Origin of the sequence: Aquimarina spinulae (assembly GCF_943373825.1) — a bacterium.
Classification (GTDB): Bacteria; Bacteroidota; Bacteroidia; order Flavobacteriales; family Flavobacteriaceae; genus Aquimarina; species Aquimarina spinulae.
Genome location: NZ_CALSBP010000002.1, coordinates 160,369 through 173,615, shown reverse-complemented (window position 1 = coordinate 173,615; position 13,247 = coordinate 160,369). Strand labels below are relative to the sequence as shown.

Sequence of the window (13,247 nt, the reverse complement as noted above, 5' to 3'; positions counted from 1 at the left end):
TGTTACCGATAATTGTAAATGTATATAAAAGATTAGAATAGCTATTTTTATTTTAAATAACCTTAACAAGTTTTCTTATATTCGATTCAAATTAAATCATTTAGGCTATGCATACTCATAAGTTAATCCTGGTTTCTTCATTTGTATTGGTGTTGTGTTTTTCTTGTAAAAATGAAAAAACACCCGAAGTTATAAAAAAAGAAGAAAAGCCTGCTGTAGAGGCAGTAGATAAAAAAGATCCTGTTACAACACTTTCGCAAAAGATGAACAATCAATATGAGAAAGCAAAACAGGATTTTCTTGCAGATTCAACTAATATTGATAATATCATTTGGTATGGAAGAAGAACTGCATATTTAGGGAAGTATAAAGAAGCTATAGAAATTTACTCTAATGGAATTAAAAAGCATCCTAATGAAGCTCGATTATACAGGCATAGAGGGCATCGTTATATTTCTATAAGAGAATTTGATAAAGCAATACATGATTTAGAGTTTGCAACAACACTAATAAAAGGAAAGGAAAATACTATTGAACCCGATGGATTACCTAATGCCATGAATATCCCCGTAAGCAGCCTGCACGGAAACATATGGTACCACCTGGGATTAGCATATTACTTAAAGAATGATATGAAAAAAGCGTATCATGCTTACCTTAATTGTAGAAATTTAAAATCTAATGATGATAATACAGTCTCGAGTACAAACTGGTTATATATGATCCAGAGAAGAATAGGAAACGAAGACAGAGCAAAAGAGTTATTAGATTTGATAACAAATGATATGACCATTATTGAGAATACCAGTTATTATCATCTATGTAGATTCTATAAAAAGATAATTCCGATTGATTCATTACAAACGGGAAAAGATGCACCTCAGGATGATGCAACTCGGTATGGGATTGCCAATTGGTTTTTTTATAATGGGAACAAAGAGAAGGCAAAAGTACATTTACAAGAAATCCTGAAAGGTAAATCACGAAACTCTTTTGGATATATTGCAGCAGAATCTGATTTTTCGAGGTATTTTGATGAGTAAGTGGATGTTTATAATACGTTTCATCTTTATTAATGCGTATTTGCTTAAAAATGGGAGATGAGGCGATATCGACATCTCCCAGATTCATTTTAATTTCAGAGCTAAGCAAATGGATTTACATCTGCTGTTGGGCCATAAATCGAAGGTAATTTTTTGTTTAGTATCCTTAGATATGTGGTTAATTCTCCTCTATGGTGATACCAGTGATTAAGAACAAAAGTTCTTATAAAAACATAGGTAGGCATTTCTGCTATTGGGTTTTGTGATTTTAGAAGTTTCCAATCGTTTTTTAACCAAGAGGTGTTTTCTTCTTTAAGTAATGCCCGTACAGAGGTCATACTCTCTTCAAAAGCATTTAGAATTTCTGTTTTATTGGCAGGAATAGGATGTTCGACGATAACTTCTGTTTCTACCTGACCATCCTGGGCAAACCTCAAATTTCTACCAGGAATAGTTGCGACATGAAAAGCAAGTTGACCAAGTGGCATTGCTTTTTCATGAGGTTTATAATGTAATCGATCTTCGGGAAGTATATCCAGAAGGTTTTTTGTTGAAACAAACTCTTGTTCCATTTCTATTAAAAAACTTGTAGCACTCATATTTTATTTTTTATAAATGAATACTTCAAAGGTCAGTAAGTAATAAGGGATAAAACGGTATCAAAAGATACACAGTGTCAAAAAAATTATAACAATTCTATCTCGGCTCTATGCAAAATTAATTTTCCATCTAATTCAAATTGTTTTAGTATGCGGGAAATAACTACTCTTGTTGTACCCAGCTCATTAGCTAATTGTTGATGAGAAATTTTAATTCTAGAGCTTTCCTGTTGTGATTTTCTACGTGTTAAATACGCAATAGCTCTTTTGTCAATATGATCAAAGGCGACACTCTCAAAAGTATCCAGAAGCTCATCGTATCTTTTTCTAAACGTTTTAATCACAAAATTGTTCCATGAATTATATTGCTTTTGCCATTGGGTAATAAACCTTGATGGTATAGCAAGAATATCGGTTTGAGCCATTGCTATAGCCTGCGAGGGACTTTGATTATTAAAAAAACATGCCGATAATGACATCATACAGGTTTGGCTGGGCTCGACATAATAAAGCAAGATTTCTCTATCTTCTTTTGTCTGAAATACTCGGATAAGACCAGAGATTACAATCGGTAATATCTTAACATATTGTCCCTCTCTAACAATTACATCTCCTTTTTTAAAAGATAAGATTTCACAATGTTTAAGGATCTCTTCCCGAAGTTCGTTTTCTGTAATAAAGTCTATTTTTTTAAGAATCTCTTTTTCGAAAATCATTTTTTATGAATATTGAAATACAAAAAATATGTACATGAGTAAGATATGAAATACCAAGGATTTTTTAAATGACTTTTTGTAATAGAAACAGATATTAGTTTTGGTTTTTCTTCAATTCGGATGCAATATTTACCCACTTTACAGACCAATTTTTCTCTATATGATCACCAGTTGCAAAAAATAGAAATTTATGATCTGGCGTTATGTAAGGGTTTCCTTGTCCAAGGTTATTAATTTTTTCTGGTAGTTTCTTTGTGTGTGTCCATTTACCATTCTTATCCATAAAACTTATAATTAAATCTAGCTGATTTCCAATAGAGGCAAAGATGATATAATCTTCTTTAGGAGAAATATAAGGAGTGCATTTTCTAACTTTTGCATATTGAGGAACTATAAGTTTTTGAGCATTTTGAAATTTACCATTTACAGGTTTAGATGAATAGATGTCCATTTCACTATAATCTGTATTGCTTACATGAAAATAAAGCGTTCCCGAGTTGGTAACAGAAGGGTGAGATACTAACTTATCTCTCAGGTTTGGGATATCTACATATTCTGGAGTACTCCATACATTATCTTTCTTTTCTGATTTCCAGATATGCCATGTAGATGTAACTCCCTCGATATTAACAGGCCTGGTAGAACTAAAATAAAGCGATTTTCCATCAGAAGAAAAACTCATTCCGTGATCATTATAATCACTGTTAAAAAATGCTTTTTTGGGGATAGACCATTTTCCATTTATTTTTTGAATGCTATAAATAGTAAATTGTTCGAAGTTTTTATCAGAAATGGTATAATAATATTCTTCAAAATTTGACGAAAAGACACCTCTATGTATTATTTTATCGTTAGGAATCAAATCTTGTTTAAATGCTATAGGAATAGTATCCGGAATTTGATCTACCAAAAATCTCATTTTATGGTTTTCTATCGAATTTGAATTTTTGCAACTCAAAGCAGTTATAATTATAAGTAGTATGCTTAAAATTTGTTTCATGTTTTTAACCTGTAATTAATCGTTTTGTATATGGTTTAATACAAGCGAAGATTGATGGTTTAATTATAGATCAAAGATAATTAATACAACCTATTATGTAAATTAGGATGATATTTTGTTTAGATATCTAATATAGTATTTGTTTTTTCTAGAAGTTCTGAAGCCATTTCTTCATCACAATTATAATCACCCAGGTTAATTTTGGGGTTAGGAAAACTAACGCTAATATTTCCGTTTTCTTTTTCATAAACGACTATTTTAATAGGAATTTCATTAATTGCTAGAGCATCCTCATTTAGAATTGTCTCGATGTATCTAGGATGAAAAAACAATAATTGTTTTAAGGGGCGAATCTTTAAATCATGTTTCGCAACAATTTCCTGAGTATTTATTTCATGAAGAAGTAAAAAACCATTTGATAAAATATTTTTCTTAATAGCGTTGTACACTGCTTCAAAAGGAAGCTTAAATGTCGTTTCCAGAATAGAAGATTTCATTATTTTTAATTAAGAAGGTTACAATTGTTTACTATTCTTTAAAAACAAAATTCCAACCACATCAATATGGTTGGAATTTTAGATACAAATAATTATTTATGACCTTAGTTATTCAACATTACTGGCATTACTAGCATGGTTACATGTTCTCCTTCGTCTAATCCATCGATTGGAGTAAGGATTCCTGCTCTATTAGGTAATGACATTTCTAGTTGTACTTCATCTGCGTTAAGGTTATTTAGCATTTCACTTAAAAAGCGAGAGTTAAAACCGATCTGCATATCATCACCTTGATAATCACATGTTAAACGTTCTTCTGCTTTGTTAGAGTAATCGATATCTTCTGCAGATATATTTAATTCTGCTCCTGCAATCTTTAATCTAATCTGATGAGTTGTTTTATTAGAGAAAATAGAAACTCTACGTACAGAATTTAAAAATTGTGTGCGAGCTATCGTTAATTTATTAGGGTTCTCTTTTGGTATTACCGCTTCATAATTAGGATACTTTCCATCAATTAATCTACATATTAATTGTGTTTCATCAAAAGAGAATTTGGCATTAGATTCATTGTATTCGATTAATACTTCACTATCACTACCTGCCAAAATTCCTTTGAGTAAGTTCAACGGTTTTTTAGGCATAATAAACTCTGCGGCTTGAGAGGCTTTAATGTCTTCTCGAGTATACTTAACCAGTTTATGAGCGTCGGTAGCAACAAAAGTTAAGCCTTCTGTAGAGAATTGAAAAAACACACCACTCATTACTGGTCTTAAATCATCATTACCCGTTGCAAAAATGGTTTTACTTACTGCAGTGGCTAAGATATCTCCTAGTAAATTGGTAGCACTAGGATCTTCTAATTCTACTGCTTTAGGAAATTCTTCACCGTTGGCATAGGCCAGAGCATACTTACCATGATTAGAACTTATCTCTATTGTATTATTATCTGCGGCGACAAAAGTTAAAGGTTGCTCGGGAAAAGTTTTAAGCGTCTCTAGCAATAATTTAGCTGGTACTGCAATAGTTCCCTGATCAGAAGATTCTACTTCTAATTTTGCAGACATAGTGGTCTCTAAATCAGAGGCAGAAACAGTTAGTGCATTATTGTCTAATTCGAACAAAAAGTTGTCTAAAATTGGTAACGTATTGCTATTACTAATTACCCCTCCTAATACCTGTAGTTGCTTAAGTAAGTAAGAACTGGATACTATAAATTTCATCTGTTTTTTCTTTATTATATTTTAGTTGTCAGATTTATGCTGATACAGATCAGTATGAAATTTGCCAATAATCACTTTAACTTATCTACGGTGAGGTATGTAAGAATCAATGTAGTTGGCATGACTTAATTTCATATATATATGTGTGACTAATTACGTACAGTTTTACGCAAATATAATCGTAATCTATTTGGGATTTGGTATTGAGAAAACCATAGTTATTAACAAACCAAAGAGAGTTATTGACTATTTTATGAACTCAGGACAATTAATTGGTACCATCTTTCATAAGCTTATCTGTATAATGTGCTTTATGCTTGGGTGTAGCGAAGCGTTTTTGGTTATAAGCTGTAGATTTTCCTTTCGGGATAGATAAACTGTGCCATTCTTTACCGACAATCATTTTTCCTATACATACGATTTGTCCTATATGATATGAATAATGTGCCAATTGTCTATTGATTGCCTCGGTAATGCTATGCTCAATATTACGAATATAGATAGGCTGGTTAAAATTATCTTGATCAATACTTTCTAATGCTTCAAAAAGGCATTGCCATCCATCGTTCCATTTGGTTAGAAGATCTTCCTTAGATGCAATATCATTTTCAAATTCTGCATCACGTTGCCTCCATTCTTTTTCCCCATCGGTAGTTAAAAAATCTGTCCATCTGGATTTCATATTACCCCAAAGATGTTTTACAATAATTGCTATACTATTACTCTCGCTGTTATATTGCCAAAAAAGCTTCTCTTCAGGAATCTGATCTATTGTTTTTTCTCCCAGAGATTTATAATAGGAAAACTGTTTTTGTATTCCTTCTAGATATTCAGATGATTTCATTACTGTATACTTTTACTTTAAAGATAGGACTTTAAATTAATACTTGATTTTTAATTGTTCGAAACCAGAGTATATGGATTCGAGTAAACTACTAGTAGAACATAATATCTGTGCAAATATATTTAGACAGAAGAATAGGATATATATTCTTGTTTGTAATTGTAAATAACATCATTTTTTAGAGTACTAAAATTCTCTTCCTATAGAAATAGATATGGCAATAAAAGTTAATTCCTTATTTTTAAAGATGCTATTGATCTTTTTGACAAGAAAATAGTTAAAGTTCCATAAAAATAGTTACTATACCATATGACAATATTTTCAAAACCTACACTCGTATTTATTTTGTTGATTATATGCAGTATTGCAAAAGCCCAGACAAATGAAGAAGGTGATATAAAGATTGCCAAAAAGGATAGTATGCTGCTTGAACATGCTAGAAGTTTTATGAAGGCAGAAAATCAGGATCGGGAAAAAGCTTTTAGGATAAGTCATGATGTATTAAAAAGAACTAAAAGTGAACATAATACGATTTTGGCATATTTTGTTTTATCGACCTATCATTATTATAAATATGCTACTGACTCATCATTGGTTTACTCTAAAAAAGCTATTGGATTAATAGGAAATAAACAAGATTCTGTATCTCTAGATTTTTCATCTAGGCTTCACTTACTTCTTTCGCATGCTTCCAAAGATAAAAATCTGATCGAGGAAAGTAAAAAATGGGCTTTAAAAGGTATTGATATTGTTCAGAAAACTAAAGATTCTGACACTAAGGACAAGTTGGTTATAAGTTTGGCAATGAATTATAAACTTAACGGGGATTACACAAAATCTTTAGAACTTTTAACATCTACTGTTGTAGATAAAGAAAACCCGGACTATTGTGAAGGTGTTGCTTTGTGCTATATGGAGTTAGGAAACTATGAAAAAGCATTATTTTATCATAAAAAAGCACTGAAGCGTCATGAGACAACAGGTGATAATAGAAATATAGCGGTTGTTTTATTGAATATTGGCGTAGTGTATTTAAATATGTATGAAGATGATAAAGCTTTTATTTATTTTAATAAATCGTTACCTATTGCAAGAGAATATAATTATCCTTTAATTATCCTGAATAATATACTTAATATATGCGAAATTTATCGAGAGAAGAAGGATTTTAAAAATGCTAAGAAAGGATATAATGAGGTATTGAAAATATCCAAAGAATCAGGATATCTTAAGCAACAATTATATGTATACCAAAGCTTGAAAAATATAGCTCTAGAAGAAAAAAACTATAAAGAAGCTTTAGAGAATACAGAGAAAAAGATTCAAATACAAGATTCTATAAAAAAACTACAAAAAGATAAGGAAGTAGCTAAACTGGAAATAGAATATGAGACATTAAAGAAAGAAAAGGAAATAACAATTTTAAAAAAGAATCAAGAACTTAAAGTTTTAGAAATAGAAAGACAACAGTTTCAGAAACAAACTCTTACATATGCATTTGTTGTAATTTTGATACCTCTGGCGGGTTTACTTTTTCTATATTATCAAAAGTTAAAAAGTCAGAGCTTATTGCATAAAAAAGAAAAAGAAATAGGAGAACAAAAGATAGAAGCCTTAATAAGAGACCAGGAGTTAAAATTAATTAAAACCTCGATTAGTATTCAGGATAAAGAAAGAAACCGTATTGCTCAAGAGCTTCATGACAGGATAGGAGGAAATCTGGCAGCAATAAAGCTTCAGTTTGGTTTGGCCAAAGAAAACTTAAAGAAAATGGACGCCATCTATCAACAGATTGATGATACCTATAAGCAAGTTAGGACACTTTCTCATGACCTTATTCCTAAAAAATTTAGACATAATAACTTTATACTGTTGCTAAAAGAGTACATGCAGAATATTGGAAATGCCAGTAAATTAAGTATTCATATTTCAACCTATTCAGAAAATAAAATTAATGAAATAGATCATTCATTTCATAATGAACTATTCTCTGTTTTTCAGGAACTTATTACAAATACCATAAAACATGCTAATGCCCGTAAAGTTGAAATTCAAATCGATCTTATAGATAACCTTATTCATGTTATTTTTGAAGACAATGGTAAAGGGTTTGATACCTCTGTTACATCTTTAGGTATTGGTTTAACAAATATAGAAAGTCGAATACAAAAATTATCGGGTGTAATGCATGTCGATTCTCGTCTTAAAAGAGGGACTATTATTACTATTGAAATACCAATACTGCAATAAATATTTTAGTGGTATTGCTGTAGGATAAATATAAGGAGAGGTCTAAAACAACATTTTTCGTTTTCGAACTAATAACCAGATGACTACAGGAGCACCAATTAATGAAGTAATAGCATTAATAGGAAGTGTATATTCGCTAGATGGTAACTGTGCAATACTATCACATACCAGCATAATGATACTGCCTAATAATATTACAGCAGGAATTAATGTTTTATGATCTGAGGTATGAAATAGTTGTCTTGTAAGATGAGGGACAGCTAGACCAATAAAGGCAATCGGTCCGGCAAAAACGGTAACGCTACCGGCTAATAACCCTGTAGCAACAATAATCAGAAAACGACTTGTCTTGATATTTAGCCCAAGGCTACGAGCATAGTTTTCTCCCAGGAGTAGCGTGTTTAGAGGTTTTATGGCAAGGATGGATAATAACATTCCTAATAATGATATACCAGAAAATATAAGTACATCATGCCAGGATAGATTGCCTAAACTTCCAAATCCCCAGAAAATATATCGTTGTAATTGATCGGCAGGAGCAAAGTAGGCCAGTACACTCACTATAGCAGCTGTAATACTTCCAAACATAAGTCCGATAATAAGTATTGCCATTGTATCTCTTACTTTAATTGAAACAAGCATTACGGCAAACAATACTAATATACTACCCAAGCTGGCTGCAATAACTAATCCCCATTTTGAAATTAAAAAAGTAGAAACAGCGACTCCGGTAAATGCACTTCCTAATATGAGTAGTGCTACTCCCAGACTTGCTCCAGAGCTTATGCCGAGTACAAAGGGGCCTGCTAATGGATTTCTAAATAAGGTTTGCATTAATAATCCAGAAATCCCAAGCCCACTGCCTACAATTATGGCAGTAATTGCTTTTGGTAATCGATAATCAACAATGATATGCCTCCAGGCTTCTTTTTCTACTGTTCCGCCTACCAGGCTGCTTAGCGTATCTAACCATGGAATAAATACTGAGCCTAAGCTTATGTTAGTTATAAAGCAAATGAACAGAAGTATGATAATACTTATAAAAACACGTTTATATGATTTGGTTGGGGTCAATTAATTTAGTTTTTCAAAAAAAAAGGGTTCATAATCGATTAATAATTCTGGATGAGCAATTTTAATGATATCTTTTAAAATTAAGTCGGGCCGCATAGGTCCTAATTCATAATATATTAATCCTCCTTTAGAACCCATCTTTAAAGTTGAAGAATATACGGCTTTATTTTTAAAGGCATCGAATAAAGTATACCGATGATTCTTTGCTTTTAGCTCATCGAGTGATTTAGAGTTTCCTGATCCTATCCATAGTTCTGCCTTTTGGGCCTTTTCAAGTACGCTTTCAAAACTTAATGCCACGCTTCCACTTTTTTTTACGTCTTCCCATAAATATGTAGTATTTGCATCTTTTAAAAATTTGGCGACAAAGCTGTTTCCGCCGGGAACATGCCATACATCCTTAAACATATTACCCGATAATACTGTTGGAGAAGAAGTTGTGTTTTTGGCTAAAGTAGTTGCTTGGTTGTATTCTTTTTTTATATTTTGAAAGATATCTTCTGCCATTTTTTCTTTACCAAAGAAAGCTGCCATAAATTTTATCCATTCTGCCCTACCTAGGGGGTGTTCTTCTAACCAGGAACCATTAATTACCACAGGAATTCCGGTTTTTTGTATTAGGTCATAAGCTTTTGTATCTCCAGAAGAAGAAAACCCAACAACTAATTCGGGGGAAAGCTCAAGAACAACTTCTGTATTTAGATTCCATTCCTCACCAAGTTCTTTAATCGCACCATTGTTAATCAAAGCTCGTGTTTTCTCAGAAGAGATATAATCTGTATGGGGAAATCCTACTAACTTCTCTTCAAGATTCATATACTCCAACATCGGAATATCTGTAGTAGAAGTCACAACGACTCTTTCTACAGGTACTTCAATAAATATTGCATTTGGAGATTTAAATGGTTTTTCTGTTCCTTTTGGGTGTAAAATATAGGTAAGCTCTTCTTTTGCATCTGGCCAGGGTGTTGAAACCTTAATTTCTTTATAATTTTCCTGGTTTTTAATAGTAAATCCCGAGGCGTGTTCAATATTTTGAGGAGCCAGATACATCACAGTGAGTGGAGTTGTATCTTTTGGTGTTTTCTTACAAGAAGCACTTAATAAGAATAGTAAAGAAATGATAAATATAGTACGCATGAGCATCATTTTTTTGTAAAAATAGTAAATCAGAATAAGTTTAATCCCGAAATGATTTTAAACCCGTATGCTGTAATAGAAAATCTGTTACAGCATATTAAATTAAGAGCACATTATTTTTTCTACTAAAATTTTATAAGATTAGATACTAAATACTTCTCCGTATGCAATCTTGATACTAAAAGAGTCTTTAAGCTCTATTTGTTGTAGCTTGGCAAGCAATGCTCTCATAGGCCCAGCATGCGTTATTATTGCAATTTTTTCTTCAGAAATATGATCCAGAGAGGTATAAAAATCCAAAATACGTTCTTGTAGTTTGATATATGACTCTCCATTTGGGACTTGCACATTTACAAAATCGTTCATCCAGGGATCTATTTCAGAACTATGTATAGCATCCCAGGGCTGTAACTCCCAATCTCCAAAATTTAATTCTTTAAGTCGATGATCGTAGATGATTTCTTTTTTGAATGTTTGGGCTAATAGTTTACACCGCTGTAATGGACTACTATATATAGTTGTAATTTCATGAACAGGAATAGATTGATGTATTTTTTCTACTTCGGCAGTAAAGGTATTTGTAATTCCTATATCGCTTTGTCCGTAGCAAATTCCTTTTTCGATATTTGGGGTGGTATGTCTTACCAGATATATTTCCATAGTGCTATGCTAGTAAGATAAAAAACAATTTCGCTCAGTTGTTGTACGGCACCTGCACAATCTCCTGTTTGACCGCCAATCCATTTTTTGAATTTGGCTGCTAAGAACATTTTTGACAGGTACATGGGGATTAAGGTAAGAAATATCATGGGATTTTTGAAGAAAAATAAAGGAGCAATACCAAATATACCACTTACTAATAATGAATGTATACTCATGCTTTTTGCTGCTGGTTTTGCCTTACTGTTTTCTGTATCTCTTACATAAGGATGCGTAAAGATTAAGGTGGTGGCTATAAAACGACTTAGGGCATGTCCAGAAATTAATAAAAATGGGATGTAATACATTTCTACTTCTCTTAATGCTGCAAATTTTATGCTTAGCATTAACAATAACCCAATAGTACCATATGTACCTAAACGAGAATCTTTCATGATCAAAAGGATCTTATCTTTGGTCCACCCACCACCAAATCCGTCGCATACATCTGCAAATCCATCTTCATGAAATGCACCTGTAGCATAAATGGTAGAAAACATAGATAGAATTACTGAAATTTCTACCGAAAAAATAAAAGAAGCTCCATAAAAAACAATAGCACCAATACTTCCGACAATGATCCCCACTAGAGGAAAGTACTTGGAGCTAAGATGTAAATATTCGGGATCATGATTTACCCATTTTGGGCAAGGAATACGGGTAAAAAACATCAATGCAGTAAAAAAGATGTGAATTTCCTTTTTCATAAATAGTATGTTTCTTTTATCATTTTTGTAAGGACGGCAACTTTTTTAGCATGGAAATCGGTGTTAATAGCAGAATTCTTCTGTAGATATTTAGAAAATGGTATACATGCCAAAATAATGAGAACTATTGAAAATACGATACCTAAAACTCCTATTTTATTTTTTTTGAGAGCAGAAATAACCCCTAAATATAGACTTAATAACCCTATGCATAGAGTAGTGATTTTATATAGTTTACTAAGAACTTGTGTTGTAGGAGCAATTTCTGTATTCTCTTTTATTTCTAAAAATACATGATGTCCCGATAGATTAATTTTATACATGAAATAAAAACCTATGCATGCAATAATAACAGATAACACACCTCTTTTCATATGTTTTCATATTTTTAATTTGGGTATTTTAGAACAGTTAGTTATTACCAGAAACTCCAGCACTTTCAAAACTAGCCATAGTATTAAGAAAAGCAACTGCAGATTCTATAATAGGATATGCAACAGCAACTCCTGTTCCTTCCCCTAAGCGCATACCAAGGTTGATCAATGGTTTTTTATCTAAGAACTCATACATTTTTTGATGTCCTTGCTCTTCAGATGTATGTGCAAATATGCAATAATCTAATACGTTTTGATGCATAGCATGTGCAACCAATACAGCAGAAGTAACGATAAACCCATCGATGATAACAGTCATTTTGAGTTCTGCTGCTTTTAAAATTGCACCTGTGATCATGGCAATTTCGAATCCTCCAAAAATTGTTAAGGCATCAAGAGGAGAAGAAGGGGTATGTTTTTGGTATACTTCAGATAAAATTTTTTGTTTGATTTTGATAGCCGAAGTATCCAGTCCTGTACCAGAACCCACACATTCTGCTATCGGAATCTCTGTGAAATATGACATTAATAATGAAGCAGCAGAGGTGTTTCCGATTCCCATTTCGCCAAAACCTATAGTATTGCAACCATTATTAAATGTATCTGTAACCAAATCGGCACCTTTTTGTATAGCTTCTGTACATTGCGTTATCGTCATAGCAGGTTTTTCCTGATAATTTTGAGTACCATAATCAATTTTTGCATGAATAATGCCAGAAGTATTTTCAAAATCATGATTAACCCCGGCATCTACTATTTTAAGCGCAATTTGGTGTTGTTTACAAAAAACATTTATAGCCGCTCCTTCATTTATAAAGTTATAAACCATTTGTGCAGTCACTTCCTGAGGGTAAAGGTTGACTTCTCTTTTTTGGGCAATACCGTGATCACCCGCAAAAACGAGAATTGTGGATTGGTTTAAACTCGGTTGATCTGTGTTTTGAATCATACCTATTTGTAAGGCGACTGTTTCAAGTACTCCTAATGCTCCGACAGGTTTTGTTTTAGTATTAATTTTGTTTTGAAGAGTAGCTTCAAGGCTATTATTAAAGATAGGTTTTATAGTAAATTCCATGCGTAT

14 protein-coding genes are annotated in these 13,247 nt (G+C 32.3%); 2 read left to right on the top strand and 12 right to left on the bottom strand.

Annotated features, from left to right (window positions below; translation table 11 throughout):
• Window positions 1-107: 107 nt before the first annotated feature.
• On the top strand, window positions 108-1,043 hold the full coding sequence (locus NNH57_RS06525) for a tol-pal system YbgF family protein (RefSeq protein ID WP_108809455.1): 936 nt from the start codon (window positions 108-110) through the stop codon (window positions 1,041-1,043).
• A 101-nt stretch (window positions 1,044-1,144) separates the two neighbouring features.
• On the opposite strand, the gene NNH57_RS06520 is transcribed toward NNH57_RS06525, so the two are convergent.
• The 6 genes from NNH57_RS06520 to NNH57_RS06495 all read right to left on the bottom strand — a co-directional run bounded on the left by NNH57_RS06520 (window position 1,145) and on the right by NNH57_RS06495 (window position 5,922).
• Window positions 1,145-1,642, bottom strand: coding sequence for a DinB family protein (locus tag NNH57_RS06520; RefSeq protein ID WP_108809456.1), 498 nt, complete (start codon window positions 1,640-1,642; stop codon window positions 1,145-1,147).
• 86 nt (window positions 1,643-1,728) lie between these two features.
• Complete coding sequence (locus NNH57_RS06515; RefSeq protein ID WP_108809457.1) at window positions 1,729-2,358, bottom strand: Crp/Fnr family transcriptional regulator; 630 nt, start codon at window positions 2,356-2,358, stop codon at window positions 1,729-1,731.
• 94 nt (window positions 2,359-2,452) lie between these two features.
• Window positions 2,453-3,358, bottom strand: coding sequence for a PD40 domain-containing protein (locus NNH57_RS06510; RefSeq protein ID WP_108809458.1), 906 nt, complete (start codon window positions 3,356-3,358; stop codon window positions 2,453-2,455).
• A 119-nt stretch (window positions 3,359-3,477) separates the two neighbouring features.
• The gene (locus NNH57_RS06505) at window positions 3,478-3,855 is read right to left on the bottom strand and encodes a DUF302 domain-containing protein (protein ID WP_074409155.1); all 378 of its coding nucleotides are present in this window, start codon (window positions 3,853-3,855) and stop codon (window positions 3,478-3,480) included.
• A gap of 104 nt (window positions 3,856-3,959) precedes the next feature.
• Window positions 3,960-5,078 carry a DNA polymerase III subunit beta gene (dnaN, locus tag NNH57_RS06500; RefSeq protein WP_074409154.1) on the bottom strand — a complete coding sequence of 373 codons (1,119 nt, stop codon included), beginning with the start codon at window positions 5,076-5,078 and terminating at the stop codon, window positions 3,960-3,962.
• A gap of 268 nt (window positions 5,079-5,346) precedes the next feature.
• A complete protein-coding gene (locus NNH57_RS06495; RefSeq protein WP_108809459.1) occupies window positions 5,347-5,922 on the bottom strand; it encodes a DUF1572 family protein in 576 nt (191 codons plus the stop codon).
• 309 nt (window positions 5,923-6,231) lie between these two features.
• On the opposite strand from NNH57_RS06495, the gene NNH57_RS06490 reads away from it, so the two are divergent.
• Window positions 6,232-8,172, top strand: a complete 1,941-nt coding sequence (locus NNH57_RS06490) for a tetratricopeptide repeat-containing sensor histidine kinase (RefSeq protein WP_074409152.1) — start codon at window positions 6,232-6,234, stop codon at window positions 8,170-8,172.
• A gap of 42 nt (window positions 8,173-8,214) precedes the next feature.
• On the opposite strand, the gene NNH57_RS06485 is transcribed toward NNH57_RS06490, so the two are convergent.
• The 6 genes from NNH57_RS06485 to cobT form a co-directional block, all read right to left on the bottom strand.
• Window positions 8,215-9,246 carry a FecCD family ABC transporter permease gene (locus NNH57_RS06485; protein ID WP_108809460.1) on the bottom strand — a complete coding sequence of 344 codons (1,032 nt, stop codon included), beginning with the start codon at window positions 9,244-9,246 and terminating at the stop codon, window positions 8,215-8,217.
• Window positions 9,247-10,386: an ABC transporter substrate-binding protein gene (locus tag NNH57_RS06480; protein WP_074409150.1), complete on the bottom strand. Its 1,140-nt coding sequence runs from the start codon at window positions 10,384-10,386 to the stop codon at window positions 9,247-9,249. It abuts the gene before it with no gap.
• A 141-nt stretch (window positions 10,387-10,527) separates the two neighbouring features.
• On the bottom strand, window positions 10,528-11,046 hold the full coding sequence (gene cobC, locus NNH57_RS06475; protein ID WP_074409149.1) for an alpha-ribazole phosphatase: 519 nt from the start codon (window positions 11,044-11,046) through the stop codon (window positions 10,528-10,530).
• A complete protein-coding gene (locus NNH57_RS06470; RefSeq protein WP_074409148.1) occupies window positions 11,028-11,792 on the bottom strand; it encodes an adenosylcobinamide-GDP ribazoletransferase in 765 nt (254 codons plus the stop codon). The genes cobC and NNH57_RS06470 overlap by 19 nt, the downstream gene beginning before the upstream one ends.
• Window positions 11,789-12,166: a hypothetical protein gene (locus NNH57_RS06465; RefSeq protein WP_132065755.1), complete on the bottom strand. Its 378-nt coding sequence runs from the start codon at window positions 12,164-12,166 to the stop codon at window positions 11,789-11,791. Before NNH57_RS06465 ends, NNH57_RS06470 begins: the two co-directional genes overlap by 4 nt.
• A 37-nt stretch (window positions 12,167-12,203) precedes the next feature.
• The gene (cobT, locus tag NNH57_RS06460; RefSeq protein WP_108809461.1) at window positions 12,204-13,241 is read right to left on the bottom strand and encodes a nicotinate-nucleotide--dimethylbenzimidazole phosphoribosyltransferase; all 1,038 of its coding nucleotides are present in this window, start codon (window positions 13,239-13,241) and stop codon (window positions 12,204-12,206) included.
• Window positions 13,242-13,247: the final 6 nt, after the last annotated feature.

Excerpts from the sequence above, each read along its gene's own strand:
- NNH57_RS06525 (WP_108809455.1), top strand. The coding sequence starts at position 108 with ATGCATACTCATAAGTTAATCCTGGTTTCTTCATTTGTATTGGTGTTG.
- NNH57_RS06520 (WP_108809456.1), bottom strand. The coding sequence starts at position 1,642 with ATGAGTGCTACAAGTTTTTTAATAGAAATGGAACAAGAGTTTGTTTCA.
- NNH57_RS06515 (WP_108809457.1), bottom strand. The coding sequence starts at position 2,358 with ATGATTTTCGAAAAAGAGATTCTTAAAAAAATAGACTTTATTACAGAA.
- NNH57_RS06510 (WP_108809458.1), bottom strand. The coding sequence starts at position 3,358 with ATGAAACAAATTTTAAGCATACTACTTATAATTATAACTGCTTTGAGT.
- NNH57_RS06505 (WP_074409155.1), bottom strand. The coding sequence starts at position 3,855 with ATGAAATCTTCTATTCTGGAAACGACATTTAAGCTTCCTTTTGAAGCA.
- dnaN (WP_074409154.1), bottom strand. The coding sequence starts at position 5,078 with ATGAAATTTATAGTATCCAGTTCTTACTTACTTAAGCAACTACAGGTA.
- NNH57_RS06495 (WP_108809459.1), bottom strand. The coding sequence starts at position 5,922 with ATGAAATCATCTGAATATCTAGAAGGAATACAAAAACAGTTTTCCTAT.
- NNH57_RS06490 (WP_074409152.1), top strand. The coding sequence starts at position 6,232 with ATGACAATATTTTCAAAACCTACACTCGTATTTATTTTGTTGATTATA.
- NNH57_RS06480 (WP_074409150.1), bottom strand. The coding sequence starts at position 10,386 with ATGCGTACTATATTTATCATTTCTTTACTATTCTTATTAAGTGCTTCT.
- cobC (WP_074409149.1), bottom strand. The coding sequence starts at position 11,046 with ATGGAAATATATCTGGTAAGACATACCACCCCAAATATCGAAAAAGGA.
- NNH57_RS06470 (WP_074409148.1), bottom strand. The coding sequence starts at position 11,792 with ATGAAAAAGGAAATTCACATCTTTTTTACTGCATTGATGTTTTTTACC.
- NNH57_RS06465 (WP_132065755.1), bottom strand. The coding sequence starts at position 12,166 with ATGAAAAGAGGTGTGTTATCTGTTATTATTGCATGCATAGGTTTTTAT.
- cobT (WP_108809461.1), bottom strand. The coding sequence starts at position 13,241 with ATGGAATTTACTATAAAACCTATCTTTAATAATAGCCTTGAAGCTACT.